This is a genomic window from Sphaerisporangium sp. NPDC005288, from assembly GCF_040607475.1.
GTDB classification, from domain to species: Bacteria; Actinomycetota; Actinomycetes; order Streptosporangiales; family Streptosporangiaceae; genus Sphaerisporangium; species Sphaerisporangium rhizosphaerae.
On record NZ_JBEXGT010000005.1, the window covers coordinates 217232 to 241839 of the forward strand.

The 24608-nt window shown below is 72.7% G+C and carries 16 protein-coding genes; 4 read left to right on the forward strand and 12 right to left on the reverse strand.

What is annotated here, in order from left to right; translation table 11 throughout:
• Nucleotides 1–62: 62 nt before the first annotated feature.
• The 7 genes from ABZU32_RS07505 to fbaA all read right to left on the reverse strand — a co-directional run bounded on the left by ABZU32_RS07505 (nucleotide 63) and on the right by fbaA (nucleotide 9831).
• Nucleotides 63–1346 carry an adenylosuccinate synthase gene (locus ABZU32_RS07505; protein WP_354918499.1) on the reverse strand — a complete coding sequence of 428 codons (1284 nt, stop codon included), beginning with the start codon at nucleotides 1344–1346 and terminating at the stop codon, nucleotides 63–65.
• A gap of 101 nt (nucleotides 1347–1447) precedes the next feature.
• Complete coding sequence (locus tag ABZU32_RS07510; protein ID WP_354918502.1) at nucleotides 1448–1867, reverse strand: DUF3151 domain-containing protein; 420 nt, start codon at nucleotides 1865–1867, stop codon at nucleotides 1448–1450.
• Nucleotides 1868–1982: 115 nt separating this feature from the next.
• Entirely contained in the window at nucleotides 1983–3626 is a 1644-nt protein-coding gene (locus ABZU32_RS07515; protein WP_354918505.1) for a glycosyltransferase, read from the reverse strand.
• A complete protein-coding gene (locus ABZU32_RS07520; RefSeq protein ID WP_354918508.1) occupies nucleotides 3623–5551 on the reverse strand; it encodes a glycosyltransferase in 1929 nt (642 codons plus the stop codon). The genes ABZU32_RS07515 and ABZU32_RS07520 overlap by 4 nt, the downstream gene beginning before the upstream one ends.
• Nucleotides 5552–5690: 139 nt before the next feature.
• Nucleotides 5691–6941 carry a class I SAM-dependent methyltransferase gene (locus ABZU32_RS07525; protein WP_354918511.1) on the reverse strand — a complete coding sequence of 417 codons (1251 nt, stop codon included), beginning with the start codon at nucleotides 6939–6941 and terminating at the stop codon, nucleotides 5691–5693.
• Between the two features lie 49 nt (nucleotides 6942–6990).
• A complete protein-coding gene (locus ABZU32_RS07530; RefSeq protein WP_354918514.1) occupies nucleotides 6991–8592 on the reverse strand; it encodes an asparagine synthase-related protein in 1602 nt (533 codons plus the stop codon).
• A 216-nt stretch (nucleotides 8593–8808) separates the two neighbouring features.
• Complete coding sequence (fbaA, locus tag ABZU32_RS07535) at nucleotides 8809–9831, reverse strand: class II fructose-bisphosphate aldolase (RefSeq protein ID WP_354842494.1); 1023 nt, start codon at nucleotides 9829–9831, stop codon at nucleotides 8809–8811.
• A 250-nt stretch (nucleotides 9832–10081) separates the two neighbouring features.
• Between fbaA and ABZU32_RS07540 the strand changes: the two genes are divergently transcribed.
• Nucleotides 10082–10807 (forward strand): DedA family protein, encoded by a 726-nt coding sequence (locus ABZU32_RS07540; protein ID WP_354918517.1) that lies wholly within the window; start codon nucleotides 10082–10084, stop codon nucleotides 10805–10807.
• A 148-nt stretch (nucleotides 10808–10955) separates the two neighbouring features.
• The gene (locus tag ABZU32_RS07545; protein ID WP_354918520.1) at nucleotides 10956–11504 is read left to right on the forward strand and encodes a hypothetical protein; all 549 of its coding nucleotides are present in this window, start codon (nucleotides 10956–10958) and stop codon (nucleotides 11502–11504) included.
• A gap of 4 nt (nucleotides 11505–11508) precedes the next feature.
• Here ABZU32_RS07545 and pyrE read toward each other — a convergent pair whose 3' ends face one another.
• Nucleotides 11509–12045: an orotate phosphoribosyltransferase gene (pyrE, locus tag ABZU32_RS07550; RefSeq protein WP_354842483.1), complete on the reverse strand. Its 537-nt coding sequence runs from the start codon at nucleotides 12043–12045 to the stop codon at nucleotides 11509–11511.
• A 234-nt stretch (nucleotides 12046–12279) separates the two neighbouring features.
• On the opposite strand from pyrE, the gene ABZU32_RS07555 reads away from it, so the two are divergent.
• Complete coding sequence (locus tag ABZU32_RS07555) at nucleotides 12280–14907, forward strand: NYN domain-containing protein (protein ID WP_354918523.1); 2628 nt, start codon at nucleotides 12280–12282, stop codon at nucleotides 14905–14907.
• Nucleotides 14908–15070: 163 nt separating this feature from the next.
• Here the strand turns inward: ABZU32_RS07555 and ABZU32_RS07560 are convergent, their stop codons facing one another.
• On the reverse strand, nucleotides 15071–15697 hold the full coding sequence (locus tag ABZU32_RS07560; RefSeq protein WP_354842478.1) for a response regulator: 627 nt from the start codon (nucleotides 15695–15697) through the stop codon (nucleotides 15071–15073).
• Nucleotides 15697–19884: a HAMP domain-containing protein gene (locus ABZU32_RS07565; protein ID WP_354918526.1), complete on the reverse strand. Its 4188-nt coding sequence runs from the start codon at nucleotides 19882–19884 to the stop codon at nucleotides 15697–15699. The genes ABZU32_RS07560 and ABZU32_RS07565 overlap by 1 nt, the downstream gene beginning before the upstream one ends.
• A 121-nt stretch (nucleotides 19885–20005) precedes the next feature.
• Between ABZU32_RS07565 and ABZU32_RS07570 the strand changes: the two genes are divergently transcribed.
• Complete coding sequence (locus tag ABZU32_RS07570) at nucleotides 20006–21562, forward strand: SpoIIE family protein phosphatase (protein WP_354918528.1); 1557 nt, start codon at nucleotides 20006–20008, stop codon at nucleotides 21560–21562.
• 195 nt (nucleotides 21563–21757) lie between these two features.
• On the opposite strand, the gene ABZU32_RS07575 is transcribed toward ABZU32_RS07570, so the two are convergent.
• Complete coding sequence (locus ABZU32_RS07575; protein WP_354918531.1) at nucleotides 21758–23554, reverse strand: prolyl oligopeptidase family serine peptidase; 1797 nt, start codon at nucleotides 23552–23554, stop codon at nucleotides 21758–21760.
• Nucleotides 23555–23643: 89 nt separating this feature from the next.
• Entirely contained in the window at nucleotides 23644–24507 is an 864-nt protein-coding gene (locus tag ABZU32_RS07580; protein WP_354918534.1) for a putative RNA methyltransferase, read from the reverse strand.
• Nucleotides 24508–24608: the final 101 nt, after the last annotated feature.

The window sequence follows — 24608 nt, forward strand, 5'->3', positions numbered from 1 at the left end:
CACCCTATCGTCCACCCTCCCCGGCCTTCCTCAGGCGGGGCCGTGCGCGGCCCCGGCGTGCCTCAGACCAGGGGACGGATCGAGAGGGTCTGCGTGCGGCCGGGGCCGACGCCGATGGCGGAGATGGGCGCGCCGCTCAGCTCCTCCAGGGTCCTGACGTAGTTCTGCGCGTTCTTCGGCAGGTCCTCGAAGGTCTTGGCCTCGGTGATGTCCTCCTGCCAGCCGGGCAGCTCCTCGTAGATCGGCGTGGCGTGGTGGAAGTCGGTCTGGGTCATCGGGATCTCGTCGTGGCGCACGCCGTCCACCTCGTAGGCGACGCACACCGGGATGCGCTCGAGGCCGGACAGCACATCCAGCTTGGTGAGGAAGAAGTCGGTGACGCCGTTGATGCGGGTGGCGTACCGGGCGATGATCGCGTCGAACCAGCCGCAGCGGCGGTCGCGGCCGGTGGTGACGCCGTACTCGCCGCCGGTCGTGCGCAGCCAGTCGCCCATGTCGTCGGTCAGCTCGGTCGGGAACGGGCCGGAGCCGACGCGCGTGGTGTAGGCCTTGAGGATGCCGATCACGCGGGTCAGCCGGGTCGGCGGGATGCCCGAGCCGATGCACGCGCCGCCGGAGGTCGGCGAGGAGGAGGTGACGAACGGGTAGGTGCCGTGGTCGATGTCGAGCAGGTTGCCCTGGCCGCCTTCGAGCAGGACGACCTTGTCCTCGTCGAGCGCCTTGTTGAGGATCAGCGAGGTGTCGGCGATGTGCGGCTTGAGCCGTTCGGCGTAGCCGAGGTACTCCTCCAGCACCCGCGCCGGCTCGATGCCCCTGCGGTTGTAGACCTTGGTCAGCACCTGGTTCTTCTCGTTCAGGGCGACCTCGATCTTCTTGCCGAGGATGCCCGGGTCGAGCAGGTCCTGCACGCGCACGCCCATCCGCGCGATCTTGTCGCCGTAGGCCGGGCCGATGCCGCGGCCGGTGGTGCCGATGCGGGCCTTGCCGAGGTAGCGCTCGGTGACCTTGTCCAGAGCCTTGTGGTGGGGCATGATCAGGTGCGCGCTGGCCGAGATGAGCAGCCGGTCGCAGGAGATGCCGCGTTCCTTCAGCCCGTCGATCTCCGCCAGCAGCACGCCGGGGTCGATCACGACGCCGTTGCCGATCACCGGGACGACCTCCGGAGACAGCACTCCGGTGGGCAGCAGGTGCAGCGCGTACTTCTGGTCGCCGATGACCACGGTGTGGCCGGCGTTGTTCCCGCCCTGGTAGCGGACGACGTAGTCCACCTCCCCGCCCAGCAGGTCGGTGGCCTTACCTTTGCCCTCATCGCCCCACTGGGCGCCCACGAGAACGACAGCCGGCATGGTTAACTCCCGCGCACAAAAACGAAACCCCTGGCGCAAGCGCGACAGGGGCTCTTGCGTTGAGAGACTACCCGAGCATGCTGATGCCGCCCAAGCGCGACTTACGGGTGGTTCAACGCTTCTACCGCCGCCGGACTGCTGTCGCGGAGGAACTGGGCGCACCGCTCGGCTTCGTCCTTCTCGCCGATCGCCTGGGCGGCGCGGGCGAGGGCGTGCAGGCAGCGCAGGAACCCCTGGTTGGGTTCGTGGTCCCAGGGGATGGGGCCGTGCCCCTTCCATCCCGCCCTGCGCAGTTGGTCCAGGCCGCGGTGGTAGCCGGTGCGGGCGAAGGCGTAGGAGGTCACCGCGTGCCCGGCGGCGAAGGACTCGTCGGCCAGCGCCGCCCATGCCGCCGAGTAGGCGGGGAAGCGCGCGGCGATGTCACTGGCCTTGGCGCCGGCTTCCAGCGCCTGCCTGGCTTCCGGGGTGTCCGGTAGGTGGGTCGGCGGCGGCCCGGCGATGAGGTTCTCGTGCGTTTCCATGAGCACAGTCTTATACCTGCACCGGGCCTGTGCGGTCATGCTCGGTCCGCCCGCACGTCGGGTCAGTGGTGCGCCCGCACGTCAGGTCACGTGGTGCGCCGCACATCTGGGGGCGTCATCGGCGGGCCGCCGCCCTTCGCGGCCAGACCGTCAACCGCCTGCCCTCGCGGGGGACGGCGTCGCCGGCGTCGGCGTCGGCCGGGGCGCCGTCCCCGGTGGCGGCCGCGAGCCGGTCGGCGAGGCGGGCGTTCTCGGCGCGCAGCCGCGCGATCTCCCGGGTCAGTGCCGGGTCCTCGGCCTTGCCGCGCTTGGGCGGCTCGGCCTCGGCCGCCGGAAGGAAGCCCAACGTCCTGCCGTCCACCCACCGTGTGCCGTACACCTCGTGCACCGCGGCGTCCAGCGGCTCGCCCTCGCCGCGCACCAGGGCGGCCCTGGCGAACGCGCCGGTGTGCTCCAGCCGGGCGGTGATCACCTCGTCCTCCTCGTCGAGGGCCACGCTGACCAGCCCGTCCCCGCGCTCGGCGGCCTGCGCCACGAGCCGCCGGAGCGTCTCGGGGCCGGGGACCCACCCGGCGGGGCAGAACATGCGGTACGGCACGGGAGCGGCCGTGGCCGGCACCTGCCCGGCGAACCGCACGCGCGGCTCGCCGCGGTACAGCCCGCGCACCATCACCAGGTCCAGGGCCGGGCTGTCCAGCGGGTTGCGGCGGTCCTCCCGCACCGAATCCCACGGCCCGATCAGGGTGATCCGGATGTCGTTCAGCGTGCTCGCGAGGAAGCCGTCCACGGTGGCCCGCAGCTCGTCGTAGGTCGCGCCCTCGGTCTGGACGACGACGTCGACGTAGGGCACCAGCCACTGGCGGCGGGGGTGGGTGCGCAGCCATCGCATGACGGGGATGTGGTCGGGCACGAAGACCTGGTTGTACCGCCTGACCTGCTCCCCGTCGCGCATCATCATCGACTTGCCGAGGTGGCGGCTGCGGGCCTCGGGCGCCAGGACGAACGCGGCGCCGGCCTGGGCGAGCCGGTAGCCGAGCTCGGTGTCCTCGCCGAGGACCAGCCCGGTGTCCAGCGGACCGGCCTCGCGCAGCAGCCGGGCGTTGACCGAGGCCGCGTTGGTCACGTGGACGCGGTAGGCGGTGTCGCCCGCGGTGCGCAGCCCGTCGGTCCGCTCGGCCAGGTCCACGATCCAGGAGTGCGCCTCGCTCGCGGCCTCGTCGAAGAGCAGCTCGGTGGCCCCGGCCTCCACCGCCGCGCGCACCTCGGCGGGGGCCGGGCCGCCCGGCCGGTGGTCGACGTACCGCACGTATCCCATGACCACGAGGTAGTCGGCGAGGTGGTGCCAGCGCATGTGCGCCTCCACCTCGTCGTGGAAGGTAACCATGTCGGCGTCCAGCCAGTGGACGACGTCACCGCCGGCGACGGCCAGCCCGGCGTTGCGGGCGTCGGAGCGCCCGCGGGCCCCCGGCCGCGTGGTGATCAGCCGGGTGTTCTCGGGCGTGATCTCGGGCAGGCGCAGCGCGGGCGTCGTCCCGTCGTCGACGACCACGACCTCCAGCAGGTGCCGGGGGTAGCTCTGCGCCGCGAGGGCGGCGAGGGTGAGGTCAAGCTTGTCCTGGTGGCCGTAGGCGGCGATCACCACGCTGACCGACAGCCGGGGCGTCCAGGCTCCGGGCTCGGGCGGCGTGAGCACCCCGTAGTCGTTGTGCCGGATCCGCGGCTGGGCCGTTCGCTCGGGCCCGGTCGGCTGCTGCGTCACTGCTCCCACTCCATCAGTCGGCTCGGCCTGAATCCCCGCCACTGGTCCTTGGCCCTGGCCAGGAAGTAGCCGATCGGCTCCTGCCAGGTGTGCCTGCCGCGCGCCGCCCTGCGGGCGACGAACCCCAGGCCGTGCGTCCGGTAGATGGCCCCGCCGGCGCGCAGCAGGTCCTGGAAGAACTGGACGTCCACCGAGCGCGGCACCGGGCGGAAGCCGCCGAGCGCCTCGAAGGCCGAGCGGGCGATGACGAAGGTGCCGCCCGCGACGTGGTTGGACATCGTCTCGCTGGTCCAGTCACGCCGGATGGTGACGTCGATCTGCTGCAGGTAGAAGAACTCCGAGGCGGCCCCCACCAGCTCGGCGCCCGAGTAGGACTGGGCGAGCATCATGTCGGCCAGGTGGTCCGGCCCGTACCAGTCGTCGTCGTCCCACTTGCTCAGGAACGAGCCGCTCGCGTGGCCGGCGGCCTGGTTGAGCACGGCGCCGAACGGGACGGCGGCGTCCGCCTCGACGACCGTGATCGGCCGGTCGAACGCCGCGACGGCCCGCGCGACCTCCGGGGTGGCGGCGGGCACGCCGTGCAGGGTGAGGATGACCTCCAGGTCCACGCCGCGCTGCCGCCTGACCTGGTCGAGGGCGAACGGCACCAGCCCGGCCCGCCGGGTGCACATGACGACCGAGATGGTCGCGGGGGCGGGCACGGCGATGCCCGCGCGGGCGGCGAGTTCGCGCCACCGCGCCATGGTCCCGTGCCGGGTGAGGGCCGTGCGGCGCAGCCGGACGCTGTGCTCCTCGCGGCGCAGGTCGTCGTCCAGGTCCCGCTCGGTCGCGGCGGTCAGGTCGGCGGCCAGGTCGCGGCCGAGGGCCAGTGCGGCCCACTCCGGAGGCGGGCCGGACAGCAGGGGGACGCCGGCGGCGGCGAGCCCGGCCACGGCGCGGGCCGCGGCGATCGGGCCGGTGTGGGCGGGCCGCCAGGCGACGCGGACGCCGCGCAGGCGGCGCAGCCGGCCGACGTCGGCGTCGGTCACGCCGCCGGAGGCGGGCAGGCGGGCGAGCGTCCGGTCCGCGAGCCGGACCTCCCAGGCCCCGTCGTGCTGGAGGAGGTCGGCGACGCCGAGCGCGGGCCGCTTGAGGAAGCCCTGCGGGTTGACCGAGCGCTCGTCCACGGGCGGCACGGCCTCGGGGGCGAACCGCTCGCCGGACAGGACCTGGTACCCGCCGGGCGAGCCGAGGCGTTCCCAGGTGAGGGCGGGCGGTCGGTCGACGGCGGGCACCCGCTCGTCGATCCACTCCGGTGCGGGCGGGACGGCCCGGATGGCCAGGTCGGCGGTGGACACGCCCGATCGCTCGGGGGCCGGCCCCCGCTCGTCGGCGACGGTCACGTTCGGGTCGCCCGGCCGCCAGTCGGCCAGGCCCGGACCGGCCAGCCCGGCCATGGGCAGCGGGTACCCGCTCAGGTGGTGGCCGCCGAAGCTCCTGGCCACGGCGGCGGCGACCTCTCCGGCCGGTCGCGGCTCGGAGAAGCGCGCCTTCACCCGCCAGCCGGTGCTGCCGTACCGGGAGACGCCGACGTCCCGCAGGAAGCGGCGCCCGAGCCCGGGCGACAGCGGCACGCCGGGGGCGTCGCACCAGGGCGGCGACTCCACGACGATCACGCCGATCATGGGCGCCGCGGGCAGTTCCCCGCTCAGGGTCACCGCCCGGCGCAGGTCGGTGGGGGTGCGCGCGACGACCAGCACGGCGGAGGGCTCGGCGGTGGCCCACGGCTCCGGTCCCATGCTGTCCACGTCCGCCGCCTCGAAGGCCACGCCCGGGAGCAGGCCGTCCAGGTCGGAGGTCTCCACCCCGGCGACGGCCACGGCGACCTTGCCGCCTCCCCGGGTCAGGTCGGCGGACATCCCGGACGGTGTGAGCTCGGTGGTCATGCCGGGCCTCCAGGGCGACCGGGACGGCGCGGGAGGTTCATAAGGCGGTCCGCCTGAGGGTCAGGGCGGCCACGGCGGCGTGGGAGGTTCATGGGACGGTCCGCGTGAGGATCACGGCGGCCGCGACGGTGCGGGGGGTTCATCGGGGGGTCCGCCTGAGGATCATGGCGCCCTTCTCGGCCGGGTAGGCGGAGCCGGTCAGCTCCGGGTGCTCTCTGAGCCAGCGGTCGGCGACCTCGCGCTCGTCGGGGCGGACGGTGTCGTCCACCACGAACCAGGCGTCCGCCGCGCAGCGCGGCAGCAGCACCGGCAGCGCCGGGTAGCGCGCCAGCGGGGCGGTGGCCCCCGGGGGGCCGTCCACGAACACCAGGCCGACGCCGTGCAGATCCTCCACGGCGCCGGTGTCGTACCAGGGCCAGCTCTCGCCGCCGGAGGCGCCGGCCTCGCCTGAGTCGGTCCGCGGGGCGGTCCAGGTGGTGAGCGGGGCGTGGCGCACCTCGACGACGTCCTGCAGGCCGTGGGCGGCGACCAGATCCCTGGACGCCTCGGCGAAGCGCTCGTCGTGCTCCAGGGCGACGACGCGTCCCGCGCCGAACCGCTGGACGGCGTACCCGAGCCAGACGCTGGAGGCCCCGCTGCCGCACTCCACGATGAGCTTGGTGTGGTCCGCCGCGACGCGCTCCACGAGCAGGCGCAGGACGTCGGGCGAGGCCGCCCAGCCGCGCAGCCGGGGGAGCGGCGCGCGCGGCTCCAGCAGCGCCCGCACGTCGATGAGCGCTTCGAGCTGTGCGTAGTCGTGGCGGGCCGACCGGGCCAGGTCCGCGTGCCCCTCCCGCACCGCTCCGGCGAGCGCCTCCAGCCGGTCGCCGAGGTCTCGGACGGCGGTGCTGGTGAGCGCGGTGAGCTGTTCGTGGTCGTGCCGGAGCTTGCGCAGGTCCTCAAGGTCGCCGGCGCCCTGGCGCAGCGTGGTCTCGATGCGGGACGCCGTGCCGGCGAGCCGGTCGAGCCGTCCGGTCTGCGCGGTGAGTTCCACGCGGTCCTCGCCGAGCGCCGCCAGCACGGTGCGGGACTGCTCCCGGGCGGCGTCCTCCAGGCGGCCGGCGAGCCCGTCGAGCGCGGTCGTCAGGCGCGTGACGCTCTGCTCGGTCCGGGCGAGGGCGGCCTCCTGGCGCTTGGTCCGCGCGTCGATGCGCAGCGCCTTGCCGTCGGTCCTGCGCGCGCCGAGGACGATCACGGCGGCCGCGGCCAGGGTCAGGACGGACAGGGCCAGTTCCACCGCGGTGATCGGGGGGACGACCCCCGTAGCGGACAGCAGCACCAGCGTGATCACGACGGCGGCCGCGAGGGCGCCGCTGATGATCAGCAGGAGGCGTGGGGATAATGTCCGCATATGTTCCCTTTCTGGATGTTTCAGGCAGGGGATCCCAGAGTATGCAGTGTCAGGTAAAGGGCTCCCAGGAGACGCGGGAGCCGTACTCACCGCGCCAGCGAGCGAGCATGCTCGCCCACTGAAGGACGTAGAGCGGTCCCGACCAGCGCGCCTGTCGCGCGCGTGCCTCGGGGTCGTGCAGGGTCGCGAGTAATCGCGGGCCGAGGAGCGTGCGCGCCTCCTCGCTCGCCGCGATGTCCTCGGTGAGCGCGGCGAGCGCGGCGGGGGTGGTCGCGCGCCGGGGTCCGGGCGCGGGCCGGTCGCCGGGGTCGTTGGTGGAGGGGAGCGCGGCCACATCCGGTGCCCCGTACCCGAGCATCGCCCGGTAATACGCGTGGTCCTCGCGCGCGGACATCGGGACGCCGAGGGCCGCGGTGACCACGTCCGGCCCGGCGAACGGCAGCCACACCTCCGCCTCCGGCCCGAGCAGCCGGGTCGGCGAGGAGTAGATCCCCCGGTAGCGGGTCAGCAGCCGGGCCAGCACCGGCATGGCGTGGTGCCCCTCCACCGGGCGCGTCACCCGGTGGAACGCCGTCAGGCTCAGGTCGGCCAGGGCGTCGCCCACCCCAGACGCCCAGAGCTCCGGGTGCCGGGGGAAGTGCCCGGACAGGGACCGCCAGATCGCGGCGCGCGCCCGCTCGCCCGCGCTGGCACCGGCGGCGCCCGCGCCGTCCTCGCCGGGCGCGGGGCCGCCCCTTCTCAGCAGGCCGTCGCCGAGGCAGCCGTCGATCAGCGGCGCCCGCAGCCCGTGCACGGCCCGCGCGTACGGCATCGCCCAGCCGTGGTGCATGGTCTGGTACTCCGTGCGCCGCCACACCACCCGGTGCTCCTCCAGCCACGCCTCCGGCCCCGGGACCACCACGTGGTGCGGCAGGCCGAGCGCCGCGGCCACGGCGCGGGCGTGGGAGATGTCCAGGTCCAGGCCGTCGTCGGTGCTGGTCGTCCACGCCTCGAGCCGCGCGCCGGGCCGGCGGGCGGCGAGCGAGGCCAGCAGCCGCGAGTCCCAGCCGCCGCTCAGCCCGATCGCCACCGGGCCCGCGCGGTGCGGGATGCGCGCCGCGATCAGGTCCACCATGTCCTCGGGCGCCGGCGGCTTGCCGGGGCCGGCCGACAGCCACGCCGGCTCGAAGCTCTCGGCGCGCGGCCCGCCCGCTCCGAGGCCGGCTCGCCAGGCGGTCGCCGGGGCCAGGCGCCTGATCTCGCGGAACGGCGTCTCCTCCGCGAGCGGCGTCAACATCACCAGCAGGTTCGCCCAGGCCGACCAGTCCATGTGGAGCGGGGCGTCGTCCAGCCGGACGAGCGGGTCGAGGCGGGCGGAGAAGTAGAGGGCGTCCCCGAGGGGACGGACGAGCAGCTCGTTGAGGCCGAGGGCGTCGGTGTGCAGGACGGCGTCCCGCCGGTCGACGACCAGCCCGGCGGCCATGCGGCGCTCGGCGGCGTCCTGCCAGGAGTGCGGCTGCGGCAGCCCGCCGGCCTGGGACCACCACAGGAATCCCGAACGGGGACCGGACGACCAGTTCTCGGGCTCGCCGGTCGACCACAGGACGGCGAGCGGGGAACGGTGCACTTCGTCGAGCCCTCGCGGTGAGGCCGACAGCAGCCGGTCCACCACGCGTGCATCCCACTTTCCGATGGCACCGCACACATATGGGTGCGCTCGGGAAGAGATGAACATTTAGCTCATGCTAACCACTTAATCGTTACATCAGCCGCGTAGTCATCTCTTTTTACGCTTTCTCTCAGGAAATTCCCATGGAACGGGCAGGTCATGCGACCTGCCCGTTCCCTGCGTGTCAGGGCGGTCTTCTACTGGAAGATCGCCACCGGGTCAGGACAGGCGCGTGCCGGCGGAGAGCAGGTGCTCGCACGCCTCCCTCACGCGCGCCGCCATGCCGCCCTCGGCCGACTTGCCCCAGGAACGGGGGTCGTAGTCCTTCTTACTGCCCACGTCGCCGTCGACCTTCAGCACGCCGTCGTACTTCCGGAACATGTGGTCGGCGACCGGGCGGGTGAAGGCGTACTGGGTGTCGGTGTCGATGTTCATCTTCACCACGCCGTAGGAGATCGCCTCGCGGATCTCCTCCAGCGAGGAGCCGGAGCCGCCGTGGAAGACCAGGTGGAACGGCTTCTCGACGCCGTACTTGGCGCCGACGGCGTCCTGGATGTCCTTCAGCACGCTCGGGCGCAGCTTGACGTGGCCCGGCTTGTAGACGCCGTGCACGTTGCCGAACGTGGCGGCCAGCATGTAGCGGCCGCGGTCGCCCAGGCCGAGCGCCTCGGCGGTGGCCAGGGCGTCCTCGGGCGTGCTGTAGAGCTTCTCGTTCATCTCGCCGACGACGCCGTCCTCCTCGCCGCCGACGACGCCGATCTCGGCCTCCAGGACGATGTTCGCCGCGCTGGCCTTCTCGAGCAGTTCACGGGCGATCTGGAGGTTCTCGTCCAGCGGGCAGGCCGAGCCGTCCCACATGTGCGACTGGAACAGCGGGTCCTTGCCCTGGGCGATGCGCTCGAGCGAGATCTCGATGAGCGGCCGGACGAAGTTGTCGAGCTTCTCCTTCTGGCAGTGGTCGGTGTGCAGGGCCACGGTCACCGGGTACTTCTCGGCCACCACGCGGGCGTACTCGGCCAGCGCGACCGACCCGGTCACCATGTCCTTCACCGTCGAGCCCGAAAGGTACTCGGCGCCGCCGGTCGACACCTGGATGATGCCGTCGCTCTCGGCCTCGGCGAAACCGCGCAGCGCGGCGTTCAACGTCTGCGAAGAGGTCACGTTGATCGCCGGATATGCGAAACCATTGGCCTTGGCCCGGTCGAGCATCTCGGCGTAGACCTCTGGGGTCGCGATAGGCATCGGAAGTCATCTCCCTAGGAGGAACGAACAGGCTGGTGGAGGGCTCAACGCACCCTTGGGCAAGTATTCCGAAGCGGCGGCGTTCCAGGAAGGAGGAGCCCGGCTCCTGTTTGGGCCCGGCGTTCCCTTCCGTTCACCTGCCGGTCTGGTGTACCGGCCCGGTGCGGGCCGCCCCGACATCGTGGTCTTCGCCCTCAGGTACTACCCTCTCGCACCCCGGAGCCGCCTGCCAGCGGTACCCTCGTCGGTGATGGACCTCACAAATCTTCTCGACGCCCAGTGGTGGATCGTCACCTTCGGGCTCATCGGCATCCTGGCGATCATCTTCGCCGAGACGGGCCTGCTCATCGGGTTCTTCCTGCCCGGTGACTCGCTGCTCGTGGTCGCCGGCATGGGGGCGTCCGCGGCGGTCGCCTCCTCGGTCGGCCTCGCCGCGCCGTTCCCGCTGCCGGTCCTGCTGGTCTGCGCGCCGCTGTGCGCGGTCGCGGGGGCGCAGCTCGGCCACTACATCGGCGCCAAGACCGGCCCGCGGCTGTTCTCCCGGCCCGACTCACGCCTGTTCAAACGTGAGTACGTCGAGAAGGCCGAGCACTACTTCCAGAAGTTCGGCCCGTCGAAGGCCGTGGTGCTGGCCAGGTTCATCCCGATCGTCCGCACGTTCCTCAACCCGGTGGCCGGCATGCTCGGCATGCCCGCTCCCCGGTTCTTCTTGTGGAACATCGTGGGCGGCGTCCTGTGGACCGAGTCGATGCTGCTCATCGGCTACTTCGCGGGCAACGCCATCCCGAACGTCGACCGCTACATCCTGCCCGGCGCCGCGGTGATCATCCTCCTGTCGGTGATCCCGATCATCCGCGAGATCATCAAGAGCCGCAAAGAGCCCAAGACGGTCACCGACCCGATCGCCGGCCCGATCGCCGGCCCGGTCACCGAGCCCCGCGGACGCCACCACCGCGACGCTGCTCCGCCGTTCTAGAGGCACTTGGTCACCGGGCCGGTGACCAAGGACGTCCGGCCGCGGTGCCGCCGGCCCCGCCGCGCGCGGTCACCGGCGGCCATGCCGGTGCGCGAGGAACTCCTGGTTAGCGGCCATCGGGGGCCGCACAAGCGCTAACCTGCGATATGTGGGACGCCACAGGTCCGACCCTTTGGGCTTCGCCCGCCTGCTGCTCGTGGGCCTGGCGATCCTGGTGCTGCTCGGGCTCATCGTGCTGGGCGTCCTGTCCCTCGTCGGCTCGCTGAGCTCCGACGCCGAACCGGCGCCGACGGGCGCCGCCGCCACGACCGCGCCCCCCGCCGCCGACCTGCTTCCGTCCACGGCGACGTCCCCGTCCGCGTCCACTTCCGCGTCCACTTCCGCGTCCACTTCCGGGTCCATATCCGTGTCCCCCGTCGCGACCGCCGCGCGGACCGCCTCGGGCGCCGAGGTGCCCACCGTGTTCGTCGAGTGCCACGCCGACAGCTGCCCGCTGTTCGTCCGGGTCACCGGGGGTGACGTGGTCGAAGACCGCGACCTGTCCAGCGGCCAGCGGGCGGCGTACTTCCAGCCGGCCCTGGACGTGGTGCTCGGCGACGCCTCCACCGTGTACGTCGAGGTCAACGGCGAGCCGCGCTCCCCAGGCAAGGCCGGGGAGCGCCAGACCCTCACCGTCAAGCGCCGCCCGGCGCCCTGACCTGTTAGTCCAGACCGAGATCGGTCAGCGTGTAGGCCGTGCGGTAGGCCAGCCCGGCCGCCTCGATCGCCGCCGCCGCGCCGCGGTCGACGATGGTCGCCACCCCGGCGATCTCGGCCCCGGCCTCGCGCAGCGCCTCCACCGCGGTGAGCACCGAGGAGCCGGTGGTCGAGGTGTCCTCCACGGCCAGGACGCGCCGGCCGGCCACGTCGGGGCCTTCGACGCGGCGCTGCAAGCCGTGCGCCTTGCCCGCCTTGCGGACGACGAAGGCGTCCAGAGCGCGCCCGCGCGCGGCCGCCGCGTGCAGCATGGCCGCCGCCACCGGGTCGGCGCCGAGCGTCAGCCCGCCGACGGCGTCGTACTCCAGATCGTCGGTGAGGTCGAGCATCACCCGGCCGACGAGCGGGGCGGCGACCCCGTCCAGCGTGATACGCCGAAGATCCACATACCAGTCGGCCTCGCGCCCGGAGGAGAGCACGACCCGGCCGTGCACCACGCCCTTTTTCTTGATCTCGTCCAGCAGATTCTCACGGTCGCTCATGGGGCAAGCCTAGAGAGTCCCGAATGGACTCGACCGGCGGGCCACTCGTTTATCACCCCAGGTCGGTAATAGGAGGCAAACTGATACGGTCTGGCGTGAACGTTCCTCGATATGGTCAGGCGCGGGCCGAATCGCCGGGATTCACCCTCGCACGATCAGTGGCTTCATTACCCTGAGATAGGGCCGGGCTTCGGCTGCCACCGGACCTGGGCCATGTAGAAAGGGCGGTGTCGCGTGGATCGCTGCGCGCTGTTCGTGGACGCTGGCTATCTGCTGGCGGACGGCGCGATGGCCGTGCATGGGACCCGCCATCGCGAAGCCGTCGCCTGGGACTATCCCGGCCTGCTGGATCTGCTGTCAACGCTCGCGCGCGAGCGCACCGACCTGCCGCTGCTGCGCTGCTACTGGTACGAGGCGACGGTCGAGGGCCGGCGCACCCCCGAGCACGACGCGCTCGCCGACCTCCCCGGGCTCAAGCTGCGCCTCGCCCGCATCAGGCCCGGTCGCAGGGAGGGCGTGGACGCCCAGGTCCACCGCGACCTGATGACCCTCGCCCGCAACAACGCCATCTGCGACGCCGTCGTGGTCAGCGGCGACGAGGACCTGGCCCAGGTGGTCAGCGACGCCCAGGACCTCGGCATCCGTGTCACGGTGATCCACATCGCGGCCGAGGGCGGCTGGGCGGTGTCGCGCACGCTCCAGCAAGAGTGCGACGACCTCATCGAGATCGGCGGCGGCCACCTGCGGCCCTACGTCAACCTGGTCACCGGCAACGTCGCCGGGCCCGCCGACGGCGGCGCCACCTCCGGCAACGGCCACCGCCTGCCGCAGCCGGTGAGCAACGGCCGCTCGCGCGCCCACCACCAGAGCCGGCCGCCGTCCGAGGCCCGGGCACCCCACGCGCTCGGCGCGGGCTCGCACGCCCCTCCCGCCGGTTCGCACGCCCCTCCGGCGGCCGATCCGTCCCCGGCCCCGCCCCCTCCGTACGATCAGTCCTCCTCGGGCCGCGCCTCGCTGGCCTCGCTGGTGGGGCCGGACACGCGCGGCTCCGGCGGCGGGCATGGCTCCGGCGACTACCCTCCCTCGCCCGGGCAGGCCGCCCGCGAGGCCGACTACCCGCCCTCGTCGTCCGTGCCGGGTTCCGGCGCCGAGGCGCCGGCGTCCCGTGGCGACTACCAGGGCTCCTCGCCGGTGCCGGGGGCCCGCGAGGACTACCGCCTGGCTTCGGACGGGCAGGGTTCCGGCGACGACCACCACGGCTCGCCGGCCGGGCAGGGTTCCGGCGGCGACTACCGGGCCCTGTCGCCCGGGCAGGGGTCCGGCGGTGACTACCAGGGTCTGTCGTCCGGGCAGGGTTCCAGCGGTGACTACCGGGCCCTGTCGTCCGGGCAGGGTTCCAGCGGTGACTACCAGTGTCTGTCGTCCGGGCAGGGGTCCGGTGGTGACCATCCGCGCTCGTCGGTGGGGCCGGCGTCCCGTGGCGGCGACTACCAGGGCTCCTCGCCGGTGCCCGGGGCGCGCGGTGACTACCACCTGGCTTCGGGCGGGCAGGGTTCCGGCGACGACTACGCGAGCGCCGCCGGCGGGCAGGTCCCGTCCGGCCATCATCGCGGCTCCGCCGGGCACGGCTCCCTCGCTCCGGACTACCAGAGCACGCAGGGGTCCGGCGGCGACTACTCGTCCTCGCCGGCCGGGCAGGGGCGGCTCGGCTCCGACCACCACGCCTCCACCACCGAGCGGGGCCCGCGCGCCGCCGACCCCCAGGGGCCGCCCGCCGGTGCAGGCACGCTCGGCGCGAGGTCCGCCGGCTCCGGCTCGCTCGGCTCCGGCTCGCTCGGCCGGGAGGGCACCACGGCGGGCCAGGCGGGCGACTCCCACGGCCAGGGCTCGCGCCTGTCCGGTGGCCTGTCGTCCGGCGGCCTGACCTCGAGCGGTCCGGCGTCCGGCACGATGCCCTCCACTCCCGCGTCCGGCGACCTGTCGGCGGGCGGCGGGCTCACCATGGGCTTTCCCGCGATCACCGACCTGACACCCGCCCCCTCCGCCGGTTCCGGCGGCCCGGCCTCCGGTGGTGCGTCGCAGGGGCGGGCCGGCGTCGACTCCGGCCCGTGGTCCGGCTCAGGGCGTCCCGGAGAGCTCTCGTCCGGCGGGGGCGGCCTCGCCTCCGGCGGCTCCCGGTCCGGCGGTGCGGCCCAGGGGGGCCCGTCCGCCGCCGGCCTGGGCGGGACCACCTCCAGCGGTCTCCCGGTGCGCTCACCGGGCGCCGGTCCCCGCGCCGGCGGCGCTCACTCGACCGGTGCGCACGGCGGCGGCTCCCACGCCTCGGGCTCGCAGGGGCCGGCCTCGGCGCAGGCCGGCGCACAGCGCTCCTCGCAGCCCGCGCTCCCCGCCGCCTACTCCGGGTACGCCTCCGAGTCGCGCCCGTCATCCCACTCCGCGCCGTCCTCGGGCCCGCCGACCGGGCCGATGGCCGCGCCCGTCCCGCCGCAGCCCCCGGCCGTGCCGGGCCAGTACAGCATCGGCGGCTCCGGCGGCCCGGCCTACCCGGGGCCCCAGCTCGGCCCCTACACCGGCCCCCAGCCCGCTCCGGTGCCCGTCCAGAGCACGCCCGGCACCACCACGCTGGCCGACGCGGTGAAGGCCGCGCACAAGGAGGGCCACGACTTCGGCGAGTCCGTCGCCCGCGACGCCCCCGCCCTGTGGCTGGAGGCCGTGCTGGCCCGCAAGCCGCGCATGCCCTCCGACCTTGAGGCGCGGCTGCTCCAGGGGTCCTCGCTGCCCATCGACTTCCTGCTCCACGACGAGGTGCGCCACGCCCTGCGCCGGGGGTTCTGGGACGCGCTCGAACGCGCCCGCCGCTGACCCGGGCACGCTTCCTGCGACCAGAAGGGCCGCGCGGGCTCCTGGCCGGCGCGGCGGGCCGTGCCGGGGTCCCGATCCGGCGCCGTGGCTCCGCGGCCATGGCTCCGCGGCCTGCGACCGGCTCCGCGGCCTGCGACCGGCTCCGCGGCCGTGGCTCCGCGGCCTATGACAGGGCGTCGAAGCCCGCCCGCAGGTGCAGGATGCGCTCAGAGAGGTCCTTGACCGGGCCGGCCAGCGAGGTACTGCCGTTGGCCTGCGACACCTGCTCCTCGACCCGCGCCAGCTCGTCCTCCACGGCCGACAGCCGCCGCGACAGCTCGGGCAGCACCTCGGCGCCCACCCCGTCGGGCAGCTCGACGGTCAGCCGCTCGCGCAGCAGGGCCGCCTGCTCGGTGAGCCGGCGGTTCATGTTGTACAGCTCGACGAACACCGACACCTTGGCCCGCAGCACCCACGGGTCGAAGGGCTTGGTGAGGTAGTCGACGGCGCCCGCGGCGTACCCGCGGAAGGCGTAGTCGGGGGCGCTGTCGACCACGGTCAGGAAGATGATCGGGATGTTGCGGGTGCGCTCGCGCCGCTTGATGTGCGCGGCCGTCTCGAAGCCGTCCATGCCGGGCATGCGCACGTCGAGCAGGATGAGCGCGAACTCGATGCTGAGCAGGGCCTTCAGCGCCTCCTCGCCCGAGCGTGCGCGCACGGCGACCACGTCCAGGGAGCTGAGGATGGCCTCGAGCGCGATGAGGTTCTCCTCGCGGTCGTCGACCAGCAGGATCTTGGCTCTGTCCGGCATCAACCGCGACCTTCCCTGTTGTCACCCGAGGGCACCCGGCCGCCGCGCGTCAGCCAGCCCCGCAGGCGCTCGAGCAGCCGGTCGACGTCCACCGGCTTGGGCACGTAGTCGGACGCGCCCGAGGAGATGCTCTTCTCCCGGTCACCCTGCATCACCTTGGCGGTGAGCGCGATGATCGGCAGGTCGGAGAACTGCGGCATGCGGCGGATGGCGGAGGTGGTCGCCCAGCCGTCCATCTCGGGCATCATGATGTCCATCAGCACCAGGGCGACGTCCTCGTTGCGTTCGAGCTGTTCGATGCCCTCGCGGCCGTTCTCGGCGTACACGACGGTGGAGCCGTGCCGTTCGAGCACGCTCGTCAGTGCGAAGACGTTCCTGATGTCGTCGTCCACGATGAGGATCTTGGCGCCGTTCAGCGGGTCGTCGCCCTGCCAGACGCGGGCCTCGACGCTCTCGTTGAGCTGCGGGAGCCGCGTGTCCTCCTCGATCTCGGGCATGCGCGGCAGCTCGGAGGCCATGTCGATGCCGGGGCGGTCCTGCTGCTGGTGCTGGGACGGCGATATCGCCGCGCCTCCGTTACTGCCGTCGAGCGGACCGGCGTACCGGATGGGAAGGTGCAGCGTGAAGGTGCTGCCGTGCCCCGCCTCGCTCCTGGCGTGGATCTCGCCGCCGAGCAGGCGGGCGATCTCGCGGCAGATGGACAGGCCGAGGCCGGTGCCGCCGTACTTGCGGCTGGTGGTGCCGTCGGCCTGGCGGAACGCCTCGAAGATCATTTCGAGCTTCTCCGGCGCGATGCCGATGCCGGTGTCCACCACCGAGAACGACAGGATCTCGTCGTTGTCGCGCAGAGTGCGGTCGATGTACGGCACGCCGTCGTCCGCGCGGCTGATGTTCAGCCGCACCTCGCCCTTCGGGGTGAACTTGACGGCGTTGGACAGCAGGTTGCGCAGCACCTGCTGCAGGCGCTGCTCGTCGGTGTGCAGGTTCTCGGGCACCGCGGGGTCGACCTCGACGGTGAACGACAGACCCTTGTCCTGCGCGAGCGGCGCGAACGTCGCCTCGACGTACTCCACCAGCTTGGGCAGCGAGAGCTGCTGCGGGTGGATGTCCATGCGGCCCGCCTCGACCTTGGACAGGTCCAGGATGTCGTTGATGAGCTGGAGCAGCGCCGACCCGGCGCCGTGGATGGTGCGGGCGAACTCCACCTGCTTGGCGGTGAGGTTGCCCTCGGCGTTCTCCGACAGCAGCTTGGCCAGCACCAGAAGGCTGTTCAGCGGGGTGCGCAGCTCGTGGGACATGTTCGCGAGGAACTCGGTCTTGTAGCGGGAGGACACCGCGAGCTGCTCGGCGCGCTCCTCCAGGGTGCGGCGGGCCTGCTCGATCTGGAAGTTCTGGATCTCGATGGCGCGGTTCTGCTTGGCCAGCAGCGCCGCCTTGTCCTCCAGTTCGGCGTTGGACCGGCGCAGCTCCTCCTGCTGGCGCTGCAGCTCGTCGGAGCGCTCGCGCAGCTCGGTGGTGAGCCGCTGGGACTCGGTGAGCAGGCCCTCGGTGCGGGAGTTGGCGATGATGGTGTTCATCGTCACGCCGATGGTCTCGACGAGCTGGTTGAGGAAGGCCAGGTGGGCCTCTCCGAACTGGCCGAAGGAGGCCAGCTCGAGCACGCCGAGCACCTGCTTCTCGAACAGGACCGGCAGCACGACGATCTGCGCGGGCGTCGACCGGCTCAGCCCGGACTCGATGGTGAGGTAGGCGGCGGGCACGTCGTCCAGCACGATCGGCCGGCCCTCGGAGGCCGCCTGGCCCACGATGCCCTGCCCGAACTTGAAGCTCTGCCGGGCGCTGCGCCCAGGTCGCACGCCGTACCCGGCGATCAGCGTGAGCTCGTCGTCGGCCGGGCTCTCGACCATGTAGAAGGCGCCGTAGCGGGCCGAGACCAGCGGGGTGAGCTCGGTCATGATGAGCTTGGCGACCTCCATGAGGTCGCGGTGCCCCTGCATCAGGCGCGAGACGCGGGCCAGGTTGCTCTTGAGCCAGTCTTGCTCCTGGTTGGCCTTGGTGGTGGCGACCAGGTTGGACACCATCGTGTTGATGTTGTCCTTCAGGTCGGCCAGCTCGCCCTGCGCCTCGACGGTGATCGAGCGGGTCAGGTCGCCGCGGGCGACCGCGCTGGTGACCTCGGCGATGGCCCGCACCTGCGTGCTGAGGCTGCTGGCCAGCTCGTTCACGCTCTCGGTGAGCTGCTTCCAGGTGCCCTGGACGCCCTCGACGCGGGCCTGGCCGCCGAGCTGGCCCTCCGAGGCCACCTCGCGGGCCACGCGGGTGACCTCGGAGGCGAACGACGAGAGCTGGTCGACCATGCGGTTGATGGTCGTCTTCAGGACGAGGATCTCGCCCTGGGCGTCCACGTCGATCTTCCTGGACAGGTCGCCCCTGGCGACCGCCGTGGTGACCTCGCCGATGTTGCGCACCTGGTAGGTCAGGTTGGTGGCCATGGAGTTGACGTTGTCGGTGAGGTCCTTCCAGACGCCCGACACCCCGCGCACGCGGGCCTGGCCGCCGAGCTGGCCCATGGTGCCGACCTCGCGGGCCACCCGGGTCACCTCGTCGGCGAACAGCGAAAGCTGGTCCACCATTGTGTTGACGGTGTCCTTGAGCTGCAGGATCTCGCCCTGCGCGTCCACCGTGATCTTCTTGGACAGGTTGCCCTGGACCACGGCGGTGGAGACCGCGGCGATCTGCCGCACCTGGGAGGTCAGGTTGTTGGCCATGAAGTTGACGTTGTCGGTGAGGTCCTTCCAGACCCCGGACACGCCGTGCACCTGCGCCTGGCCACCGAGCTGGCCCTCCGAGCCCACCTCGCGGGCCACACGGCTCACCTCGGAGGCGACCGAGGAGAGCTGGTCGACCATGGTGTTGATCGTGGACTTGAGCTCGAGGATCTCGCCCTGGGCGTCCACGTCGATCTTCTTGGACAGGTCGCCGCCGGCCACGGCCTTGGTGACCTGGGCGATGTTGCGCACCTGGTAGGTGAGGTTGTTGGCCATGGAGTTGACGTTGTCGGTGAGGTCCTTCCAGACCCCCGAGACGCCCTTGACCTCGGCGCGCCCGCCGAGCTGGCCCTCGGTGCCGACCGCACGGGCAACCCGGGTGACTTCATCGGCGAACAGCGAAAGCTGGTCGACCATCGTGTTCAGGGTCGTCTTCAGCTCGAGGATCTCGCCGCGCGCGTCGGCGGTGAACTTCTTGGACAGGTCGCCCTGGGCGACCGCCGTGGCCACGGTGGCGATGCCGCGCACCTGGCTGGTCAGGTTGCTCGCCATGACGTTGACGTTGTCGGTGAGGTCCTTCCAGACGCCCGACACGCCGCGCACCCGCGCCTGGCCGCCCAGCTCGCCCTCGGTGCCGACCTCGCGGGCGACCCGGGTGACCTCCTCGGCGAAGGCCGAGAGCTGGTCGACCATGGTGTTGACGGTGTTCTTCAGCTCCAGCATCTCGCCGACGGCGTCGACGGTGACCTTGCGGCTCAGGTCGCCCCGGGCGACGGCGGTGGTCACCACGGCGATGTCGCGCACCTGGGCGGAGACCCTGCTGGACATGGTGTTCACGGCCTCGGTGAGGTCGCGCCAGCTTCCGGACATGCCGCGAAGGTTCGCCCGGCCGCCGAGCTGGCCCTCCGAGCCGACCTCGCGCGCGACGCGGGTCACCTCGGAGCTGAACAGGGAGAGCTGGTCGACCATGCCGTTGATCGCCTTGCCGAGGCGCCGCACCTCGCCCTTCGCCGTGCGCCCGATCTCCAGGCGCTGGGACAGGTCACCCTGGGCGACGGCGTCCAGCACGTCGGCGGCGCTGCTCACCGGGCCCACGAGCGCGTCGATCAGGTCGTTGACCGAATGGACGCTCTCGGCCCACAGTCCGACGCCGGGGCCGGGGACCAGGCGGACGGTGGAACGCCCTTCCTTGACGACCTCGCGGCTCACGCGGATCAGCTCGTTGGCCAGATGCTCGCGGCGATCGGCCACCTCGTTCAGCAACAGCCTGGTCTCGCTGAGGATGCCGGGGGCTGCGAAGGGGACCCGTTTCCTGAAGTCACCGTCGCGCCAGGACATCAGCGTTTCCAGGAACGGCCGGAGATCGGACTCGGTGTACGACCGCTCCGAACCGGCTCCCACGGTCGGGGTACCCTTCATGAAGCCTCCTTCACGCTGTTCGGGCGGGATGCGGAGTAGTGCCAGTCTGGCATGAAGGACGCTGTGCGGTCGCCCTGTCGATCGACCGCGTGTGACAGCCGACTGTGGTAAGCACGGTGTAATGACAAGTTCTTCCCGGGGTGTGCTGGCCGCGTCTTTCGCGCCCGGCAGGACGGCCCTACCCTCAGCCGCGCGGTTCACCCGCGAGGTCATGACCGCCTGGGCGGCCGCGCCCATCAGCATGGAGGCCGAGCGGCTGACCGGAGAGCTCGTCTCCGAAATCGGCGATGTCCCTTTTGAGATTGTATGGGTCCATCAGGGAGATTCACTCCAGATAGAGGTACGAGAGAAGGAGGCCGGAGAGGTTCCGGTGGTCCCTCCGTCCAGCTCCGTCGCTGTCTGGGGGGTCAGCTTCTCCGGCGCGCACCGCACCCGCTGGGCCCGCATAGCCCTGCCCGGCGCCGGCGACGCCTCGCGCCCGGTGGCCGACTGGACCGGCAAGCGCACCTCGCAGGGGCCCGGCTGGCTGGGCTTCCTCGCCGACGCCAGCGACCTGCTCGCCGGGACGCTCGACCCCGACATGGTCCCCGCCCTGATCGCCCAGATCGTGGTGCCGCGGCTGGCCACCTGGTGCGCCGTGTACACCACCGGCTCCGACGGGGGGCCGCTCGACCTGGCCTACCTGTGGCACGCCGACGAGGCCCGCATCGACGGCCTGCGCGAGGAGCTCGACGAGGTCACCGTCCCCTCGGTGGACAACCTCACCCCGGTGCCGATCCAGCTCGGTGACTGGCAGTCACTGGCCTTCCCGCTGGTCGCGCGCGGGCGCAGCCTCGGCATGATGTGCCTGGGCCGCGGGGGCCGCTTCCCCGACGACGTCGCCCAGCTCGCCGAGGACCTCGGCCGGCGCGCCGCGCTCGCGATGGACAACGCGCGCCTTTACGCCCAGCAGGCCGATGCCAACCGGGCCCTGCAGCGCAGCCTCCTGCCGCCCGGCACCCCCGCCGAGACCCCCGGCCTGGACTACTCGGTGGTGTACGAGCCGGCGGGCGAGAACAACGAGGTCGGCGGCGACTTCTACGACCTGTACGCCGTCGGCGAGGGCACCTGGCGGTTCGCCATCGGCGACGTCTGCGGCACCGGCCCGCAGGCCGCGGCCGTCACCGGGCTGGCCCGCCACACGCTGCGCCTGCTGGCCCGCGAGGGGTACGACGTGGCCTCGGTGGTCTCGCGGCTCAACCGGGCCATCCTGGAGGAGGGCGAGCGGGCCAGGTTCCTGACCCTGCTGCACGGCGAGATCCGCCGCACCCCCGACGGCCTGGACCTCTCGCTCATCTCCGCAGGGCACCCCGAGGCGCTGCGGCTGCGTCCGAGCGGCGTCGTGGAGAGCGTGGTCACCTCCCAGTCGCTGCTCGGCGTCTTCCCCGAGGCCGAGTTCGTCGCCGACCAGGTGCATCTCGGGCCCGGCGACGTCCTCCTCGGCGTCACCGACGGCGTCACCGAACGCCGCTCGGGCGGCCGGCTGCTGGACGACGACGGCGGGCTGTCCAAGCTGCTGGCCGAATGCGCCGAGCTGTCCGCCCGCGCCGTCGCCGAGCGCATCCGCCGCGCCGTCCAGGATTTCGCCATCGAACCCAGCGCCGACGACCTCGCCATCCTGGTTCTCAGAGCTGTGTGATCGGCCTCGCTCCGCTCGGCGGCTCGGGGCGCCTTTGAGGCGGCGCCCTTCGTCGTCGTTCACGAGCGCTCGTTCCTCGCACTCGCTCTCTCCTCCTCAGGACACCGCCGCGCCCCGAGCGGTGTGATTCGGCCTCGCTCCGCTCGGCGGCTCGGGGCGCCTTTGAGGCGGCGCCCTTCGTCGTCGTCCGGGCGGTCAGGAGGAGGGGGCGGGGGCGGGCTGGGGGATGCCGAGGTGCTTGCAGGCGAAGTCGATCTGGGCGGCCATCTGGCGGATGCGCTCCTCGATGACCAGGCTGGCGTGGCCGGCCGGGTAGCGGTAGACCTCGTGCTCGTGGCCCCGCTCATCCAGCTTGTCCAGGTACTTCTCGATCTGCCCGATCGGTGAGCGCGGGTCGTTCTCGCCCGCGAGCACCAGCAGCGGCGCCTGGAGCGCGTCCAGGTAGGTGATCGGGGACGACGCCGCGTACAGCTCGGGCACCTCCTGCGGTGAGCCGCCGAACAGCGCCCGGTGGTAGGCCCGCAGGCCCTCGGTCTCGTCGCTGTAGGCCGCCGCGTGGTCGGTGATCGGCACGGCGGCGATGCCGGCCGCCCACCACTTGGGCTGGGTGGCCAGGCCGAGCAGCGTGAGGTAGCCGCCCCAGGAGGCGCCGGCGAGTACCATGCGGTCCGGGTCGGCCACGCCGTGGCTCACGGCCCACTCGCGGACGGCCGCCACGTCGGCCAGTTCGATGTGGCCCACGTCGCCGCGCAGCGCGTCCCGCCACGCCGAGCCGTAGCCGGTGGAGCCGCGGTAGTTGACCCGCACGACGGCGAAGCCGACGTCGACCCAGGCGGCGACGTTCGGCATGAAGGAGTCGTCGTCCTGCGCCGCCGGGCCGCCGTGCAGCAGGAACACCGTGGGGTAGGGCGGGGTGCCGATGGTCGGGCGCGAGACCAGGGCGTGGATGCGCCCGCCCGGCCCGTCCACGTGGACGTCCTCCAGCGGCACGGACGGCGGGGCCGAGGGCCCCGACTGGTTCATGACGACGTGGCCGTCGCTGGCCCTGATGATCGGGGGCCGCGCCGCGCTCGACCAGGAGTATTCGACCGTGCCGTCGGGCCGGGGCATCGCGTCGTGGATCACGCCGTGCGGGGTCTTGATCTCCGTCAGGTGGCCGCCGCCGAGGTCGTAGCGGTACAGCTCGGTCCGGGCGCGGTCGTTGTGGCCGATCAGCACCGCCCGCCCGTCGTGGTACCAGTCGGCGGTGATCTCGCCGGGCACGCGCAGCCAGATCTCGCGCTGCTCGCCGGTCACCGGGTCCCACACCAGCGGCTCGCGGCGTCCGCGCCGCTCGTGCAGGGCGAGGATGCGCCGGTCGGCCATGGTGGGGGCGAACCGCACGCCGGAGAAGCCCTTGCCCGGCCCGTCGTGCAGGTCGCCGGCGACATGCCCGTTCGGCCGCAGCACGCGCAGGGCGGGGTGGCGGGAGTCACCGTGCTCGCTGTGGCTCACGGCGATGAGCGAGCCGTCGAGCGAGATCCCGGCGACCTGCGCGAACTCGCGGGACTCGTAGATCATCCTCGGCTTCTCGTCGCTGCCGACGCGGACGTGGAACACCTGGAAGCCGTGGCGGCTGCTGCGGCCGACGGCGGCGGTGCCGACGGCCGACAGGGCGAGGCCGGTCGGGTGCCCGGGGGCGAGGTCGGGGTGCGCGGGCATCTCAGGGCCGCCGGTGAACGGCTGGCGCATCCAGATGCCGAACTCGTCGCCGTAGGTGTCGGAGAACCACCAGATCCACTGGCCGGTCGGGTCGATGGCGGCGTGCGAGGTGCCGCGCGGGCGGCTGGTGACCTGGCGCGTGGTCCCGTTCGAGCGGTCCCAGGCGTGGATCTCCCACACGCCGGAGATGTTGCAGCGGTACACGGCGCGGGCCGGGGCCAGCCGTGCCCAGGTGGGCAGGGTCATACGTGCCGCGCGGAACCTGGCCTGCCAGCGTTCCTCGGCCTTCATGGGCGTGCCCCTCCCTCACGCTCTCCCGGACCGGGATCGGCGGGTTGCCGTTAAGTATGTCGCTTCTGTACGGAAGATGGCCTACAAAGTTAGGGAAATTCGTAATTCGAATGTGCCGAGGCGATCTTACGGAACAGAGAGATCCGGCACGACATCTGCACGGTCACCGGGTCCGGCAGGCGAAGGATTTCTCGTCGGAGCGCCTGCGCGTCGGTGTGCCAGGCGCTCGGGCCCATGCCGGCCACGGTCTCGACGGCCTGGTGGTCCAGCCGCATCCCGGCCTCCTCGACGAACGTCCCCGCCTCGGCGAAGCGGCCCGCGAGCGCCTCCCCGACGCGCCGCTCCTTGTCGTCGTCCACCGACAGCAGGCCGAGTTCCTCCACCAGCGGCGCCAGGTGCCGCGAGGTCGGGGTGACCACGGCCAGCGTGCCGCCGGGGCGCAGCACGCGGGCGAACTCCGGGCCGTTGCGCGGCGCGAACACGTTCAGCAGCACGTCCGCGCACGCGTCCCTGACCGGCAGTGGGCGCCACACGTCCGCCACCACCGCGCCGATGCGGGGGTGGGCCCGGGCGGCGCGCTTCAGCGCGTGCTTGGAGACGTCCAGCGCGATGCCCGTGTCCGCGGGGCTCATCACCTCGGCCAGGTAGTGGCCGGTGCCCGCCCCGGCGTCCAGGATCACCGCGGGCCCGCCGCCCGGGACGGGGCGCACGAGCTCGCGCAGGCGGCGGGCCAGCGGGGCGAAGTGACCCGCGCCGAGGAACGCCGCCCGCGCCGCGACCATGGGCGGCGTGTCGGCCGTACCCGGCGCCGCCGAGCCGGTGAGCAGGCTCACATACCCCTGCTTGGCGACGTCGTAGGCGTGCCCCTGCCCGCACCGCACCACACCGCCGGCCAGGGCGAGATCGCCCCGGCAGACCGGGCACAGCAGGTACGGGATGACGTCGGCGAGCATTCCCCCATCATCCCCGAATGCCGGAACCGCCCCGTTCGCTCATTCCCGAATGCCCGAACCGGCCCGTCCGCTCATCCCGGAATGCCCGAACCGCCCCGTCC